Origin of the sequence: Filimonas lacunae, assembly GCF_002355595.1 — a bacterium.
Taxonomy (GTDB): Bacteria; Bacteroidota; Bacteroidia; order Chitinophagales; family Chitinophagaceae; genus Filimonas; species Filimonas lacunae.
On the sequence record NZ_AP017422.1, the window covers coordinates 4,790,352 to 4,806,006 of the forward strand.

At 44.5% G+C, this 15,655-nt stretch carries 12 protein-coding genes; 5 read left to right on the top strand and 7 right to left on the bottom strand.

Annotated features, from left to right (window positions below; all coding sequences use genetic code 11):
• Nucleotides 1–72: 72 nt before the first annotated feature.
• Nucleotides 73–2,025: a 1,4-alpha-glucan branching protein GlgB gene (glgB, locus tag FLA_RS18895; protein WP_076378971.1), complete on the bottom strand. Its 1,953-nt coding sequence runs from the start codon at nucleotides 2,023–2,025 to the stop codon at nucleotides 73–75.
• A gap of 18 nt (nucleotides 2,026–2,043) precedes the next feature.
• On the bottom strand, nucleotides 2,044–3,939 hold the full coding sequence (locus tag FLA_RS18900; protein ID WP_076378973.1) for an ABC-F family ATP-binding cassette domain-containing protein: 1,896 nt from the start codon (nucleotides 3,937–3,939) through the stop codon (nucleotides 2,044–2,046).
• A 154-nt stretch (nucleotides 3,940–4,093) separates the two neighbouring features.
• Between FLA_RS18900 and FLA_RS18905 the strand changes: the two genes are divergently transcribed.
• The 4 genes from FLA_RS18905 to FLA_RS18920 all read left to right on the top strand — a co-directional run bounded on the left by FLA_RS18905 (nucleotide 4,094) and on the right by FLA_RS18920 (nucleotide 8,054).
• A complete protein-coding gene (locus FLA_RS18905) occupies nucleotides 4,094–4,450 on the top strand; it encodes an Rrf2 family transcriptional regulator (protein WP_231940283.1) in 357 nt (118 codons plus the stop codon).
• Between the two features lie 164 nt (nucleotides 4,451–4,614).
• The gene (locus tag FLA_RS18910; protein WP_076378977.1) at nucleotides 4,615–5,265 is read left to right on the top strand and encodes an NAD(P)-dependent oxidoreductase; all 651 of its coding nucleotides are present in this window, start codon (nucleotides 4,615–4,617) and stop codon (nucleotides 5,263–5,265) included.
• A 49-nt stretch (nucleotides 5,266–5,314) separates the two neighbouring features.
• Complete coding sequence (locus tag FLA_RS18915) at nucleotides 5,315–6,808, top strand: hypothetical protein (protein ID WP_076378979.1); 1,494 nt, start codon at nucleotides 5,315–5,317, stop codon at nucleotides 6,806–6,808.
• 19 nt (nucleotides 6,809–6,827) lie between these two features.
• Nucleotides 6,828–8,054 carry a 4-hydroxy-3-methylbut-2-enyl diphosphate reductase gene (locus FLA_RS18920; protein ID WP_076378981.1) on the top strand — a complete coding sequence of 409 codons (1,227 nt, stop codon included), beginning with the start codon at nucleotides 6,828–6,830 and terminating at the stop codon, nucleotides 8,052–8,054.
• 4 nt (nucleotides 8,055–8,058) lie between these two features.
• Here FLA_RS18920 and cmk read toward each other — a convergent pair whose 3' ends face one another.
• From cmk to FLA_RS18935, 3 genes are all read right to left on the bottom strand, one after another.
• Nucleotides 8,059–8,742, bottom strand: a complete 684-nt coding sequence (gene cmk, locus FLA_RS18925; RefSeq protein WP_076379343.1) for a (d)CMP kinase — start codon at nucleotides 8,740–8,742, stop codon at nucleotides 8,059–8,061.
• 98 nt (nucleotides 8,743–8,840) lie between these two features.
• A complete protein-coding gene (locus FLA_RS18930; RefSeq protein WP_084206205.1) occupies nucleotides 8,841–9,470 on the bottom strand; it encodes a LolA family protein in 630 nt (209 codons plus the stop codon).
• Nucleotides 9,471–9,562: 92 nt separating this feature from the next.
• Nucleotides 9,563–12,235 carry an FtsK/SpoIIIE family DNA translocase gene (locus FLA_RS18935; RefSeq protein ID WP_076378985.1) on the bottom strand — a complete coding sequence of 891 codons (2,673 nt, stop codon included), beginning with the start codon at nucleotides 12,233–12,235 and terminating at the stop codon, nucleotides 9,563–9,565.
• Nucleotides 12,236–12,364: 129 nt separating this feature from the next.
• Here FLA_RS18935 and FLA_RS18940 point away from each other — a divergent pair, with 129 nt between their 5' ends.
• Nucleotides 12,365–13,270, top strand: a complete 906-nt coding sequence (locus tag FLA_RS18940) for a ribonuclease Z (RefSeq protein ID WP_076378987.1) — start codon at nucleotides 12,365–12,367, stop codon at nucleotides 13,268–13,270.
• Between the two features lie 24 nt (nucleotides 13,271–13,294).
• Here FLA_RS18940 and FLA_RS18945 read toward each other — a convergent pair whose 3' ends face one another.
• Entirely contained in the window at nucleotides 13,295–14,455 is a 1,161-nt protein-coding gene (locus tag FLA_RS18945) for a M28 family metallopeptidase (protein ID WP_076378989.1), read from the bottom strand.
• Between the two features lie 24 nt (nucleotides 14,456–14,479).
• Complete coding sequence (locus FLA_RS18950) at nucleotides 14,480–15,613, bottom strand: alpha/beta hydrolase-fold protein (protein WP_076378991.1); 1,134 nt, start codon at nucleotides 15,611–15,613, stop codon at nucleotides 14,480–14,482.
• Between the last annotated feature and the right edge of the window lie 42 nt (nucleotides 15,614–15,655).

Sequence of the window (15,655 nt, forward strand, 5' to 3'; positions counted from 1 at the left end):
CCTTTAAATATCAAAGGCTGTATCCTTTACCAGGTACAGCCTTTTACTTTATATCAATTATTTTATAAACGATTATGCAAGCACTACCCCGCCTAACGCAGGCAAATGTACCGTTAAGCGGTACGTATCCGTAGCTTCATCTACCAGTTCAGACTTTACTTGCGGGTTATATACATCCCCCGTACCCCAGAAGGAGATTTCGTTGCTATTGAATATCTCTTTCCATTGGTGCTTCTTACCTTTCACATACACCTGCCAGTCTTGTCTCACTACAGGCGTCATATTCAACAGCACCAGCACATCTTCATCGGCCTTGTTGCCTTTGCGTTTATATACAACAACCGATTCTGCACGGTGATTAAGATCTACCCATTCAAAACCGCCCTCTTCAAACTGCTTCGTATATAAAGCAGGTGTATTGCGATATAGCTCATTCAGCTTTTGAATGCAATATTTCAGGCCTGAGTGGCTTGGGTGTTGTAGTAATTCCCATTGCAGTTCCGACTTGTAGTTCCATTCGCTGGTAGCTCCAAACTCGTTGCCCATAAACAACAGCTTGGCGCCAGGATGGGTAAACATATAGGTATATAACAACCGCAGGTTGGCGAATTTCTGCCAGTCATCTCCCGGCATTTTGTACAGCATAGGACTTTTACCATGCACCACTTCATCGTGGCTCAGGGGCAGCATAAAGTTTTCGTCAAAGAAATACATCATGCTAAACGATAACTGATCCTGTTTAAACTGCCGGCCGTAAGGGTCGGTTTTAAAGTAGTTCAGGGTATCGTGCATCCAGCCCATCATCCACTTCATGCCAAAGCCCAGGCCATCCATAAAAGTAGGCTTGCTAATGCCCGGCCAATCGCTGGCTTCTTCCGCAATGGTTTGCACATCCGGGAAATCGCGGTATAATGTTTCGTTGAGATTTTTAATAAAATGAATGGCTTCTATATTGCCATTGCCACCATACACATTCGGCTCCCACTCTCCTTCCTTACGACTGTAATCGAGACGCAGCATAGACGACACCGCATCTACCCGCAAGCCATCTGCATGAAAATGTTCGCACCAGAAACGGGCGTTGCTGATTAAAAAGCTTTTTACTTCACCCCGTGCATAGTTGAATATATAAGAGTTCCAGTCTGGATGATACCCCTTGCGCATATCGGCATACTCGTAGGTATGGGTACCATCAAACTTAAACAGTCCATGACTATCATATGGAAAATGCGAAGGCACCCAATCGAGAATTACGCCAATGCCTGCCTGATGCAGGGCGTCTACCATGGCCATAAAATCCTGCGGGTTGCCAAAGCGTGAAGTGGCGGCATAAAACCCGGTACCCTGGTAGCCCCAGCTTCCGTCGAAAGGATGTTCCATTACCGGCATTAGCTCCACATGCGTAAAGCCCATTTCTTTCAGGTAAGGCACCAACCGTTCGGTTATTTGTGCGTAGCTGTTATAGCTTTCTTCATTGTGTTTATCCGGACGCATCCAGCTGGCCAGGTGCATTTCATATACCGACCAGGGCGCATCTAAAGCATTGTTCTTTTTACGGTTTTGCATCCACTCATTATCTTCCCACTCATAATCCAGTCCCCAGGCTATAGAAGCTGTTAACGGACGCTTTTCCCAGAAATGTGCAAAGGGATCACCTTTATCTATCTGCACACCCTCATAACCGTGAATATGATATTTATAGGATTCGCCTGCTGTTATATGCGGGATAAACCCTTCCCATATACCCGAATTATCCAGCCGCACAAACAGCGGATGTTCTTCTTTATTCCAATGATTGAAATTGCCCATTACCGTAACCCTTGTGGCATTGGGCGCCCACACTGCAAAATAGGTTCCGGGTACATTTAGTACAGTCAACTGTTTGTTGCCAAACACTTTATACAAAGTATAGTGTGTACCCTGCTGAAAATTGCGGATGTCTTCATCCGTAAACAACGAGTAGTTCCATACCGTACGCGTACTATCTACAAAGTGACGTTCTTCATATTGTTGTTGGGCTGTCATGATGGTTGTTAAGTTACATTATATTAACTCACTTAATTCCAACCAGCGCATTTCTTTTTCTTCTAATAAAGTGGTTATTTCAGAAGCACGTGCGCTGAGTTTGCTCATCTGTTCAAAAGCAAGGCCAGCTTCACTCATTTGCTCTCCTATTTTTTCTCTTTCTGCTTCCAGCTTCGCTATATCTGCCTGCAATTCATCAAATTCCCGCTTCTCTTTAAACGAAGGTTTCTTTTTAGCAACAGTTTCCGGCTGTGCAGCAGACACTACAGGTTCAGCAGCTTTAGCCGGCGCAGCCAGTAAGGTACTTAAGCCCTTTTTCTCCTGCTCTTTCTGCCACAAACGATACTGGGTATAGTTACCCGGGAAATCACGCACCTCACCATCTCCCTCAAACACAAACAGGTGATCTACCAGTCTGTCCATAAAATAACGGTCGTGCGATACTATCATCACACATCCTTGAAAATCAGTTAAGAAACTTTCCAGTACTGCCAGGGTAGGCAAATCCAGGTCGTTGGTAGGTTCATCCAATATCAGAAAGTTGGGGTTTCTGAATAAGATGGTTAACAGTTGCAGTCGCTTTTTTTCCCCACCACTCAAAGCAGTGAGATAGGTATATTGCTTTTCGGGTGGAAAAAGGAACAATTCTAAAAACTGCGCAGCACTTAACGATCCGCCTTTGGCCAGTGGAAAGCTCTCCGCAAAAGTTTTTACATACTCAATCACACGCAGGTTATCCTTTATCACCAGGCCCTGCTGCGAAAAGTTACCAAACACAATAGTATCACCTACATTGATTTTACCACTGTCTGCCGGTTCAAGACCTTGTAATATATTCAGAAAGGTAGATTTACCAACCCCGTTTTTACCAATAACACCAATGCGCTCCCCTTTGCTGAATGTGTAATCAAAGCCTTTGAGAATAGGTTTCTCGCCATAACTTTTGTACACCTTTTTGGCTTCAATAATTTTCCCCCCCAGCCTGCTCATTTTCATTTGCAGCTGCACCTGGGCATCTTCAATTTTTTGTTTGGCTTTGCTTTCTACTTCATAAAAATTATCCTGCCTGCTTTTACTTTTGGTAGTACGGGCTTTAGGCTGCTTACGCATCCATTCCAGTTCCTTCCTGTACGTATTTTTAGCTTTGTCAATACTGGCATTCTCACTTTCCAGGCGGGCTGCCTTCTTCTCCATGTAGTTTTCGTAATCACCTTTGTAGGTGTACATGTTCTCGCGCTCCAGCTCCCATATTTCATCACACACCGCATCGAGAAAATAACGGTCGTGCGTTACTAATAATAAGGTTACGTTTTCGCCGTTCAGGTAATGCTCCAGCCACTCAATCATTTCCACATCCAGGTGGTTGGTAGGTTCATCCATCAACAACAGGGTGTGCTTGTGGTCAAAGCCTATATCAATCAGGGTTTTGGCCAATGCCACCCTTTTACGTTGTCCACCGCTTAAATCGCCCACTTTGCTTTGCAGGTAGGTAATGTTCAACTTGGCCAATATCTGCTGCACCTTGGCTTCAAAATCCCAGGCGCCCAGCTCGTCCATTTTAACAAACACCTCGCCCAAAGCATCCGCATCGCCGCTTTCGGTAGCAGCTTCGTATTGGCGAATCACGTTCATTACCGGGTTACCGGCATCGAATATATTTTCCAGTACGTTCTTATCTTCTTTAAAACCAGGCTCCTGCTCAAATAAAGCAACAGTTACATCTTTATTAATCCACAACTTGCCCTTATCGGCCGTTTCCTTCCCGGTTAAAATACGCAGCATGGTACTTTTTCCCACACCATTGCGTGCAATTAACCCTATTTTATCCCCTTCGTTAATGTGAAATGTAATGTTGCTGAACAACGGAGTAATACCAAAACTCTTGGTTAAGCCTTCGGCTGAAACATAATGCATGGCGCAAAAATAGGGTTAACAAATTCAAAAAATATTTTAAAAACGTAGCATTGTATGTTCCCGTGCCGTACTTTTGTACTGTAATATTTTTCATTACAGAATGAACAACGGCAGATTCTCCATATCAGTACACATATTAACCCTTCTGGCAACCATGAAAGAAGAACTCGTTTCTTCGGAATGGCTGGCAGGTAGCATTAATATTAATCCGGTGCTGGTGAGGAAAGAACTGAGCAATTTGCGCGAACATGGGCTGGTGAACAGCAAAGAAGGAAAAAATGGGGGTGCACAACTCGCAAAACCGGCTAACAGCATTTTACTGTCAGAAGTATATATGGCTGTTAAACAAAGTCCTGTTTTAGGTGTTGCTAAAAACACACCTAACCCCGAATGCCCGGTGGGCCGCCAGATTAACGATCATTTGAACGGATTATACGAAGAGGTTGACCAGGCCTTGCTGGAAAAGTTACAACAGGTAAGCCTGGCAGATTTTTGCAAAAAGTTTGATTAGGCAGTTAACCGGGAAAAGAAATTTTCCTTTTTTAAGCACAAAAACTGTAACAATATTTATTACAATAATAAAAAGTAAATCACCGCGAAGAACAAAATCTGTTTACTGGCCAGGAATATTTTTTGCATTCCGCTTATAGGTTTACACATAAAAAATCAACAATTATGAAAATAGCATTGATTGGCGCTACAGGTTTTGTAGGCGCACATTTACTGGAAGAAGCTTTACAACGTGGACATGAAGTAACCGCTATTGTACGTGACCCGGCTAAATTAACCCAGCCTAACGATAAACTGACGGTGGTGCAGGGCAATATTAAGAATGTAGCCGAACTGGCTAAACTGGTAAGCGGTGCTGATGTGGTGGTGAGTGCGTTTAATCCGGGTTGGGACAACCCCAATATTTACGACGATTTTTTAGCCGGCAGCAAGGATATTGAAGCAGCAGTAGAGAAATCAGGAGTTAAAAGATTGATTACCATTGGTGGTGCAGGCAGCCTGTTCATTGATGGTCATCAGCTGGTAGATTCTCCGCAGTTTCCTGCTGAGTACAAAGCTGGTGCCACCGCAGCCCGCGACTACCTGAACATTATTAAAGAGAATAAAGTGCTGGACTGGACCTTTTTTAGCCCTGCTATTGAAATGCACCCGGGCATTAGCAACGGTCGTACCGGCCAGTACCGCTTAGGTACCGAAAGCCCCGTTTTTGCCGAAAGTGGCCGCAGTGTTTTATCTGTACAGGACCTGGCAGTAGTAATATTAGACGAAGTTGAAAAAAAACAATTTATTAAGCAGCGTTTTACAGCAGCTTATTAAGTTTTTAAAGAATGGGGCTATATTCGCCGGATGTAGCCCCATTCTCTTTATGAAGAAAATTGATCTGGATTCTTTTATTGCCGCTATTATCGGCTTTTTTGTTGTTTACCTGTTTACACACCACAGCAGTATTGGGGTTTCTCCGGATTCTGTAGTTTACACCAGTGTAGCGCGCAACATTTACTACCACCACGTGCTGGAGGCCTATAACCATATGCCCCTGGTTGATTTTCCGGTGTTCTACCCCATTTTCCTGTCTTTTACGATGTTCCTTTCGCACCTTGACCCCGTGGTTTCCGGTGGCGTTATCAACGGTATTCTGTTTGGCCTGCTTATTTACATGTGCGGTCACATTATGAAGCAGATCATGCGCTCCCGCATGGTAAAATGGGCGCTATTTTGCGGCCTGCTCATCAGCCCGGCTTTACTGGATATTTACACCATGTTATGGAGCGAAACGCTGTTTATAGTACTTACGTTTGTATTTTTCCTGTTAACCGCCTGGTATTTTAAGCGTCCGGCCTTGTTTCCTTTATTATGTATGGCTATTTGTGCCGGCCTTAGCTGTATTACCCGTTATGCCGGGGTTACTTTAATCGGCACCGGCTGCTTATTGATATTTTTTCACCCGGTGTACCGGATGAAAAAGAAACTTCCCCACAGTATCATCTTCGGGCTGGTTAGCACCAGCTTTTTAATAGCCAACCTGGTACGCAATGCGCTTATTACCGGCACACTAACCGGTAACCGCGAAAAAAGCCTTACCTCGTTCTGGGCCAATATGCATTTGTATGGCGAGGTGCTGTGTTACTGGCTACCTTTTTTAAAAGGCCACGAAACACCTGCCACCTTCCTGGCGTTTGCTTCACTGGTACTCACCATTTTTGTGCTGGTATGGCGTATACGCACCAATTACAACCACGATAGTTACCAGAACATTGCCATGGTGTTTGGTACGGTTTACATCCTGTTTATTGTACTATCCGCCTCTATTTCGCGCTACGAACCTATCAACAACCGCCTGCTTTCACCTGCCTACGCCCCCTGGCTGCTGGTAGTGGTATACTTAACAGGCCGTTTAAGCTTTAAGTTGATGTTTGTGCGTAAAACATTTACCATCGTATTACTCTCTTCCCTGTTCCTGATATTTATTTGCAGCCAGGCCATGGAAAGCTATGCTATGTACCGCGAATACAATAACTGGGGAATACCCGGCTATACGGATGATGGCTGGAAAACCTCCCCCATTGTACAATACCTGCAACAGCACCGCAATAGCTTTACGCCCGGACAACCTGTTTATTCCAACGCACATGAAGCCGCTTATTTCAACACCGGTATTGCATCGGAATCGCTGCCCCATGTAGTGGACAAAGAAGATGTGGAAACCTTCGACAGCACCGGCGCTCATTACCTTATCTGGTTTGAAAATGTAAACGATACCGACCTGGTAAGCCAGGAATATATAAAGGCCCGCAAACAAATGCAGCCCGTGTTTACCACTGCCGATGGCGCAGTCTACTGGTGCACCAATAAAAAATGAGTTTGTTTATCTTTGTGTTATGAAGCAATTCAATGTTCCGAATATATACCGTAGCGATTTAATCAGTGCTATTAAACAAAACCGCAGGCAGAAGGATAAAATGAAGAAAGATTTTACGCCTACCCTGCTCGACTTTGGCCCGGTGCATATTTACCTGGCCCGTCATTTCGGCTTTTGTTACGGTGTAGAAAACGCTATTGACATTGCTTTTAAAACCATTGACGAAAACCAGGGCAAACGCATTTTCCTGTTAAGTGAAATGATTCATAACCCACAGGTGAATGCTGATTTGAAAGCCAAAGGGGTGGAGTTTTTACAGGATACCTATGGCAAACAGCTGATTCCCTTTTCGGATATCACACCGGAAGATGTGGTAATTATCCCTGCATTTGGCACTACATTGGAAATTGAATCTTTACTGGAATCGAAAGGCATTCCGGCTACTAAATACGATACCACCTGCCCGTTTGTTGAAAAGGTATGGAACCGCAGCGAGCAAATTGCCCAGAAAGGCTATAGCATTGTAGTACACGGCAAGCCTAAACACGAAGAAACAAGAGCCACTTTCTCCCATGCTTCTTACCACACCCCTACCATAGTGGTAAATGATATGGAGGAAACCATTGAACTGGCTAAATACATAACCGGTGAAAAACCGGCCGATGCCTTTTATACAGCATTCAAAGGCAGGTACAGTGAAGGATTTAACGTAGAACAGGATCTGCAAAAGATTGGTGTGGTAAACCAAACCACTCAACTGGCTACCGACACGCAAAGCATTGCCGATTACCTGAAAAAGGTGATGACACAACATTACAACCTGAATGATACCACTATTGGTGAACGTTTTGCCGATACACGTGATACATTATGTTATGCTACCAACGATAACCAGACTGCGGTAGCAGGTATGTTAAGCACAGAAGCCGATATTGCTATAGTGGTTGGCGGTTACAACTCTTCTAACACCTCGCACCTGGTAGAACTATGCGAGCAAAAACTCCCCACTTATTTCATTGATAGTGCTGACAAAATCATTAGCCAGTATGAGATTATTCAATGCAACTGGAAAACAAAAGAAGAAACCGTAGTCACTGATTTCTTACCAAAAGGAAATCCTGCGCGTATTCTGATCACCAGTGGAGCCAGTTGCCCCGATGCATTAGTAGAGCAGGTAATCAGAAAACTGGCAGGATTGTATAGTGCAGAACAAACAGTAGAAAGCCTTGCTGCTTCTTTCACATAATTATTTAGCTACAGGAAATTTTCGACTGCGCCCATTCCAAAGCCAGTTCCAGCTGCTCATCGCGGGTAAGATTGCTATTGTCTAACACAATGGCGTCATCAGCCTGGCGCAGTGGGCTGAATTCGCGGTTACTATCAATGTAATCGCGCATTTCCAGGTTATTCTTTACTTCTTCAATAGTGATAGAAGGGTTTTTCTCGTACATCTCTTTAAAGCGACGCTCCACTCTTACGGCGGGGTCAGCTGTAACAAATATCTTTAACTCCGCGCGCGGAAACACCGTGGTGCCTATATCACGGCCATCCATCACCAGCCCTTTTCTTTTCCCCATTCTCTGTTGCTGGTCTACAGCGAACTCACGTACCTCTTTAATAGCGGCAACTTCGCTCACGTGTTCACTCACCAGCATATCACGTATCAGCACTTCTACATTCTCATCGTTCAACACCATATCACTCTTTCCTGAATGATCGTTATATTGAAACTCCAGGTTAATTTCTTTTAGTGCGTCCACTACATCTTCTGTTTTTTCCCAGTTGATGTGATTGCGCAAAAAGTAAAGCGTAATAGCTCTGTACATGGCTCCACTGTCAACAAACACGTAGTTTAACTCATTAGCCATTTGCTTGGCCAATGTGCTTTTGCCACAGGAAGAGAAACCGTCGATGGTAATGATTATCTTTTTCATGCCACCGTAAAATTGCACCAATTTACTGGCTTCGTCAAATTGCGGCAATAAAAAAGTCGCCCCTGTAAGGACGACTTTTTTAAATGACTTTTTTGCTACTAGTTATTAATAACTTCTACGCCCGGGTGCTGTTTGGCATCGAAAACAAACTTGCTGTCGGCCAGTGCTGCACTGGTGTTTACGTTAGATAACTTAAACTCAACAGTGTTGTCACTTTTATCAATCACCTGCGCTTTTGTAACCATGTTTTTAGCTTTGTCGATAAACACAGTCACTTGCTTAAAGTTCTTGCGTTTGTCGTTAGGCTGCAACTGAATCTGGTGAAACTGGCCAGCAGAGGAAATTAATTTATAAGAGAAATCTTTGTCGTAGAAATCGCTCAGGAATTTCTGAGGAGATAAGGTTTTAGCATCATTATCTACAGGTGCTACGGTCACTTCGCTGTCGCCATTGAAGTTCCAGGTTTGTTTACCGTTGCAGAAGATTTCGGTGCTGCCCTGCTTAATATAATACTGATCACCTTTAATGCTGATGGCGCCGGCAACAGAACCTCTCTTTACATTCTTTTTATCAGTAGTAGTATAAGTAAAGTTGGCTGTTACTCCTTTATATGTTTTCAGCTTGGTGCTAACGTTGTCCAGTATTTTTTTTGCATTGGGGTCGTTCTGAGCATTTACCAGGGTTGTTACACCCGCCAACATCATCAATAAAACGTAAAACTTTTTCATTCTTAAAATTTTCGGTCGCAAAGATAAGTCCAAAGGACATGCCAATTGGATGGCAAAAGTTAAAAGGTTAAAGTTAAAATCATGCCAACACGTTACAACATCGACAAAATTTCTTCCAGGTCACTGTCTGTTTTAACATTCACTTCCCTGGCCTTACTACCCTGATTAGGTCCTACAATGCCAGCTGCTTCAAGCTGATCCATCAGCCTGCCTGCACGGTTGTAGCCCAGTTTCATCCGGCGCTGAATTAAAGAAGTACTCCCCATCTGGTTTTGTACCACCAATCGGGCCGCATCTTCAAACAGCGGGTCGCGGTCGCTTAAATCCAGCTCTTTGTCGCTCATGTCCTTTTCATCCACATATTCAGGCAGTAAAAATGCCTGCGGGTAACCACGCTGGTCGCCAATAAACTCACACACGCTTTCTACCTCCGGAGTGTCAACAAAGGCACACTGTAAACGTGTGATTTCGCCATTATAGCTAATCAGCATGTCCCCTTTACCAATCAATTGCTCTGCACCGCCGGCATCCAAGATCGTGCGGCTATCTATTTTGGAAGATACTTTAAAGGCAATACGTGCCGGGAAGTTAGCCTTGATAGTACCGGTAATGATGTTTACCGACGGGCGCTGGGTGGCAATGATCAGGTGAATACCAATGGCACGGGCCAGCTGGGCCAAACGGGCTATCGGCATTTCCACCTCTTTACCCGCCGTCATAATTAAATCGGCAAACTCATCCACTACCAGCACGATAAACGGCAGGTATTGATGCCCTTTTTGCGGGTTCAGCTTGCGTTTGATAAACTTCTCATTATATTCTCTGATGTTACGGCAGCCTGCTTCTTTTAACAGATCGTACCGGTTGTCCATTTCAATACACAACGCATTTAGCGTGTACACTACCTTTTTAGTATCGGTGATGATACTCTCCTCTTCACCAGGCAGTTTGGCCAGAAAGTGTTTTTCAATAACACGGTACAGGCTCAACTCCACCTTTTTAGGATCAACCAACACAAACTTCAATTGTGATGGGTGCTTTTTATATAACAGCGATACCAGCAGGGTGTTAATACCTACCGATTTACCCTGGCCGGTGGCACCCGCCATCAGCAAGTGCGGCATAGCCGCCAGATCTACAATAAAGTTTTCATTGTCAATGCTTTTACCAATAGCCACCGGTAGTGAAAACTGCGTGTTCTGGAATTTGTCGGAAGCCAGCAGGGTGCGCATGCTAACTATGCTTTTGCGCACATTCGGCACCTCAATACCAATTGTGCCTTTACCCGGAATAGGCGCAATAATACGAATACCCAGGGCCGCCAGACTTAATGCAATATCATCTTCCAGGTTTTTAATACGGCTGATACGTACCCCCGGTGCAGGTACTATTTCATATAAAGTTACCGTAGGCCCCACCGTTGCACTGATACGCTGAATAGCAATATCGTAGTTTTTCAGTGTGGCAATGATCTGGTTTTTATTCGCTTCCAGCTCGTTGGGGTCGTGTACAATTTTATCCGTGCCATGTGCTTCCAGCAAATCCAGGCTCGGGTGTTTATAATCGCGCAGGTCCAGCGTTGGCTCGTACACCTCTGCCACCGTATGGCGAATCATGATCGGGTTTTCTTCCAGGTCTTCCTCTTCTCCTTCTTCGGGCAGGTTTTTAATTTCCAGCTCCATGTCTTCCAACACCGGCTGCTTATTGCGGCCTTTCACAGGCAATTCCGGTTCTGGCTCCGACTCTTCTTCCACTTCTTCTTCTATCACCTCTTCTTCTTCCGCAAAAGGCTCTTCTACGTATGCTTCTTCTACAGGTTCCTCATCTCCCACTTCTTCCTCTTCATACATCACCGACTCATCAATAAAAAGGGTTCCGCCTTCAATAGCTTCCACTTCCGGCATTTCCTTTTCTATTATCTGTAGTTCGGTCATAGGGTTAGCAGTTACCTCCAGCTCGGGTGTAGGAGTTACAATCCCCTTATTATTCTTCAGCTTGTTTTTGTTAGGAATCGTATTTGGTAAAGCACTGGTATCGTCGTTACCAGGCTCTTCTTTCAGATTTTCTTCTGCTGCTACGGCGGCCATGGCAGCAGCCATACTATCCTCCGTTTTGGCAACCGCAGGCTTAGGCTTGCTTTCGGGCCAGGTAAACTTCGGATTAAAACGCCAGATCACATAAGCAAATGCAGCAGTGGCCAGCAAAAAACCGGTACCCACTTTGCCAATCCATTTTACCAGCCAGGCTTCTATCAGTTCGCCCATAGCTCCACCCCACGAAAACTCGCTGCCACTGGTAAAAAAGCTAAACGTTACGCTTATCACCAGCAGGCCCACAATCATATATTTCAGATTGCGCATCAGGCTAAACACCTTTTTGCCAAACAACAGGTTTACGCCTAATACAAAAAAGAAAGTACAAAACAGGTAAGCCGAAAGACCAAAGCCCTTATATATAAAGCAATGGGCAGTATAAGCCCCCAGGGCGCCCAGCAGGTTGCTTACTTTAATATCGTCGGTGCTGAATATTTTGGCGCCAAACTGCATCACCTTATCCTGGTCTTCCTGCCAGGTAAAGAGATAGGAAGTTAAAGCGATGAACAGGAAAATGGAGAACAACAAGCTAACAGCACCTGCAATTTTAGAGGTTCGCTCATCTTTCACTACTTCTTTAACCGTCACCTCAACCTCTTTTTCAGGCTTTAACTCATCCGGATCGGGCGGAGGAGGTGGTGGCGGTGTTTTCTTTTTAAGTCTGTTGGCCATGTATAACGTTAACAGGCAAATATAACGGTGAATATGATGAATTTCGTATAGTGTGAATAAGCAGCGGATCATTTTTTCATTTAATATTGTTTATTCAATCAACAGAAAAACACATAATACTGTACCCGAATGTTTGGTGTAACGATTTTAGGTAACAACTCTGCTCTTCCTGCTTACGACCGGCACCCCACCGCCCAGGTAATAACGTTGAACGAGCAGATATTTTTGATTGATTGTGGAGAGGGTACACAAATGCAATTAAGCAGGTTTAAAGTACGCCGGGGCCGCATTAATCATATATTCATTTCGCATTTGCACGGCGATCATTACTTTGGCCTGCCCGGTTTAATTACCAGTATGGGATTAATGGGCCGGGATAATGAGCTGCATATATATGCCCCAGCCAAGCTGGAAGAGATTATTCAGCTACAGCTGGACGTATCAGGAACTGCCCTGCCTTTTCGTTTACATTTTCACATACTGGGAGATGATGCCATACTGGTAGACAACACTAAATATACCATTGAAAGCTTCCGGGTTTTTCACCGGATAGACTGCTGGGGCTTTCTTATAAAAGAAAAGAAGAAGCCCAGACGTATAGATAAAGACAAAGCCATTGCCCACGAGGTGCCGCTGGCTTATTACGAACGCCTTAAAAACGGCGACGATTACGAAACCCGTAGTGGTGAAGTAGTGAAGAATGAATGGGTAACCACCCCTAACACCCCCGGAAAAAGCTATGCCTACTGCGCCGATACCAAGTTTGACGCTTCTATAGCAGCAAGAGTAAAAGGAGTAAGTATGCTTTATCACGAAACCACTTATCTTAAAAACCTGCCCGAGCGGGCTTTTGAACGTTTCCACAGCACTACCGAGCAGGCAGCCGAAATAGCTACCCTGGCACAAACGCAAAAATTACTGATAGGACACTTCAGCAGCAAATACGAAGTACTTGACGAGTTTCTGGCAGAAGCCAGCGCCGTATTTCCCAATACCGATCTGGCATTGGAAGGTGTTACCTACCTGGTTCCGTAGGTAACACTCGTCTACTTCCATTGCTTACTTCTTTTGTAATTGTTCAAAGAAGTCTTTAATAAGGCTACTCAAATCATTTACCTCATTCAATGGTAATGTAGCTGCTTTGTCAAACACATCGTGATAAGCTTTGATGCCTCCCATCGTATACAGGAAAAATGCAGGCACTCCTTTTTCAGAAAAGAAATAATGATCGCTATTCGCAGCCTTCCCTCTTTCATTCACCGCCGCCAGGTAATGCTTTTCGGCATTAATACTTTTGAGTTTGGCAAAAGCTTCTTTGTATTCCGTGGCATTCACTATAGTAACTCCTTCCTCCCCTGTTCCGGTAAGGTCCAGGTTCAGTAAAAAGCTAATCCTGTTTAAAGGTAGCAGCGGGTGTTCTGTATAGTATTTGCTACCCATCAGGCCAATTTCTTCGCCGGCAAAGCAAATGAAACCGATACTGTAAGGCTGTGGATGCGTAGCATAATAACGCGCCAGGTTTAGTAACAGGCCTACACCACTGGCATTATCGTTGGCCCCGGGAAAATAAGTGTCACGTCCCAGGCCACCCAGGTGATCGTAGTGAGCAGTGATAAACAAAATGGAATCAGGATACTGCGTCCCCTTTACCATACCAGCAATGTTGGCCGTTTTAAATTTAGAAACGAGTTTATTGTCAAGATCTATAGCAATGCTGGCAGGCACTTCGTTAACAAATAAACTGCTGTCTACCTGCATAACGGTATAATCAGCCGCTTCGGGCGCTACGCTCCAGGTAAGTTTTTTCTCTAATACCACTATTACACGGTTGGCGGCATCAATAAAAGTTTTACCATCTTTCTGCTGCAGCTCGCCTTTCCCTTTTATACCCCGGCTTTCGGGTGCCGGAATATAATCTATACCCGGCTTTAGCTGGCGACCATTAATGGTAAGCGATACATTGCCGGGAAATGTATTCACCGGGTAGCTGAATGGCTGTGCATATGAATCTCCTTTCAAAGGCTGCAGACCAAAGCTTTTAAACTGTTGTTGCAGGTAGTCAGCTGCTTTGCCCATGCCATTATCCAGGTAGCCACGCCCTAAAAACCATTTGCTGGTAAGCGTGTCCACCACCTGGCGTATAAAAATGCTGTCTTGCTGTGCAAAGGCACAACCGCCCAGGCTCATGGCCAGCAGTAGTGCAACGATTTTGTTTTTCATATAGAATAGTGCGGGGTTGCGTTGTTATTTAGCCAGCCACTTGTAAAAATCACCAAACTCTTTGCGCCAGTATTTTTCATTATGTTGCCCCAGCGGAAAATAGCTTCTGCGCAAATCATACTGGCTCTTCTTTTCAATAACACCAATGACCTTGTCCATATCCGGCACCATTTCATCACTCTCTTTACCACCTGCATAAAAATAAAAACGGGGTTGCACCTGCCATTTGGTATTGGTAAGATCGGTAGTCAAATCCGGAGCTATCCAAAAAGCAGGAGAAAACACACCTACTGCACCAAACACCGTAGGATACTGCATCACAGCATACAAACTTATTAAACCACCCAGGCTGCTACCCGCTATCCAGGTATGTGCAGCATCTTTCTGGGTTCTGTACTTGCTGTCAATATAAGGTTTCAGCGTTTGTGCTATAAAATCAACATACTGCTTACCTTCTCCTGCACCATACTTCTGGTTATTGTAAGGGTTGTATTCCACATTCCTTTTATCGCCCCCATTATCAATACCCACTACTATACATTCCTTGCCGCCTGCTTTTTGCACAGAATCCAGGTATTCATCAATCCCCCACTCATCACTGTTGCCCGTGTTTTCGTTAAACAGCTTCTGCCCATCGTGCATATATAATACCGGGTACGATTTGCCTTTTAATCCTTCATAACTTTTAGGCAGGTAAATCCAGATACGGCGGGTGCGGTTTAACTGTGGCATGTTAAAGGCCGAGTCCAGCAAATGCACCTGCGGAGTAGCAGTAAACGGACGTGGCTTATCGGGATAATCATCTTTCCAGCCGGGAATGGTAACGTTTACCGATTCGTCGTTATTCAGTTCAATGGTACGATTAGAAATATCTTCCCCTTTAGCAGTGGTTTCTACCTTATCCAGGCTACCGCGGGTAAACTTAAATTCATATTTACCGGCAGGCAGGTCTTTCAACACAATAGCCCGGCGTGTTGGGCCAAAAGGTTTCAGCTTATACTTGTCTTCACCGGGATTCCAGTTATTAAAACTGCCGGTTACATAAATGTCATCCAGCTTTTTTGCGCCCACTTCTGTTACCACTAACCGCAAACTATACTGGGCCTGTGCCAGGGTGAATGCACAGCAAAAACAAACAAGTAAAAGAATTCTTTTCATGGGTTGAAAATAGGAAAAAACAGGGCATACATAAAAAAAGCG

Coding starts and splice junctions, on each gene's coding strand:
- glgB (WP_076378971.1), bottom strand. CDS start 2,025: ATGACAGCCCAACAACAATATGAAGAACGTCACTTTGTAGATAGTACG.
- FLA_RS18900 (WP_076378973.1), bottom strand. CDS start 3,939: ATGCATTATGTTTCAGCCGAAGGCTTAACCAAGAGTTTTGGTATTACT.
- FLA_RS18905 (WP_231940283.1), top strand. CDS start 4,094: ATGAAAGAAGAACTCGTTTCTTCGGAATGGCTGGCAGGTAGCATTAAT.
- FLA_RS18910 (WP_076378977.1), top strand. CDS start 4,615: ATGAAAATAGCATTGATTGGCGCTACAGGTTTTGTAGGCGCACATTTA.
- FLA_RS18915 (WP_076378979.1), top strand. CDS start 5,315: ATGAAGAAAATTGATCTGGATTCTTTTATTGCCGCTATTATCGGCTTT.
- FLA_RS18920 (WP_076378981.1), top strand. CDS start 6,828: ATGAAGCAATTCAATGTTCCGAATATATACCGTAGCGATTTAATCAGT.
- cmk (WP_076379343.1), bottom strand. CDS start 8,742: ATGAAAAAGATAATCATTACCATCGACGGTTTCTCTTCCTGTGGCAAA.
- FLA_RS18930 (WP_084206205.1), bottom strand. CDS start 9,470: ATGAAAAAGTTTTACGTTTTATTGATGATGTTGGCGGGTGTAACAACC.
- FLA_RS18935 (WP_076378985.1), bottom strand. CDS start 12,235: ATGGCCAACAGACTTAAAAAGAAAACACCGCCACCACCTCCTCCGCCC.
- FLA_RS18940 (WP_076378987.1), top strand. CDS start 12,365: ATGTTTGGTGTAACGATTTTAGGTAACAACTCTGCTCTTCCTGCTTAC.
- FLA_RS18945 (WP_076378989.1), bottom strand. CDS start 14,455: ATGAAAAACAAAATCGTTGCACTACTGCTGGCCATGAGCCTGGGCGGT.
- FLA_RS18950 (WP_076378991.1), bottom strand. CDS start 15,613: ATGAAAAGAATTCTTTTACTTGTTTGTTTTTGCTGTGCATTCACCCTG.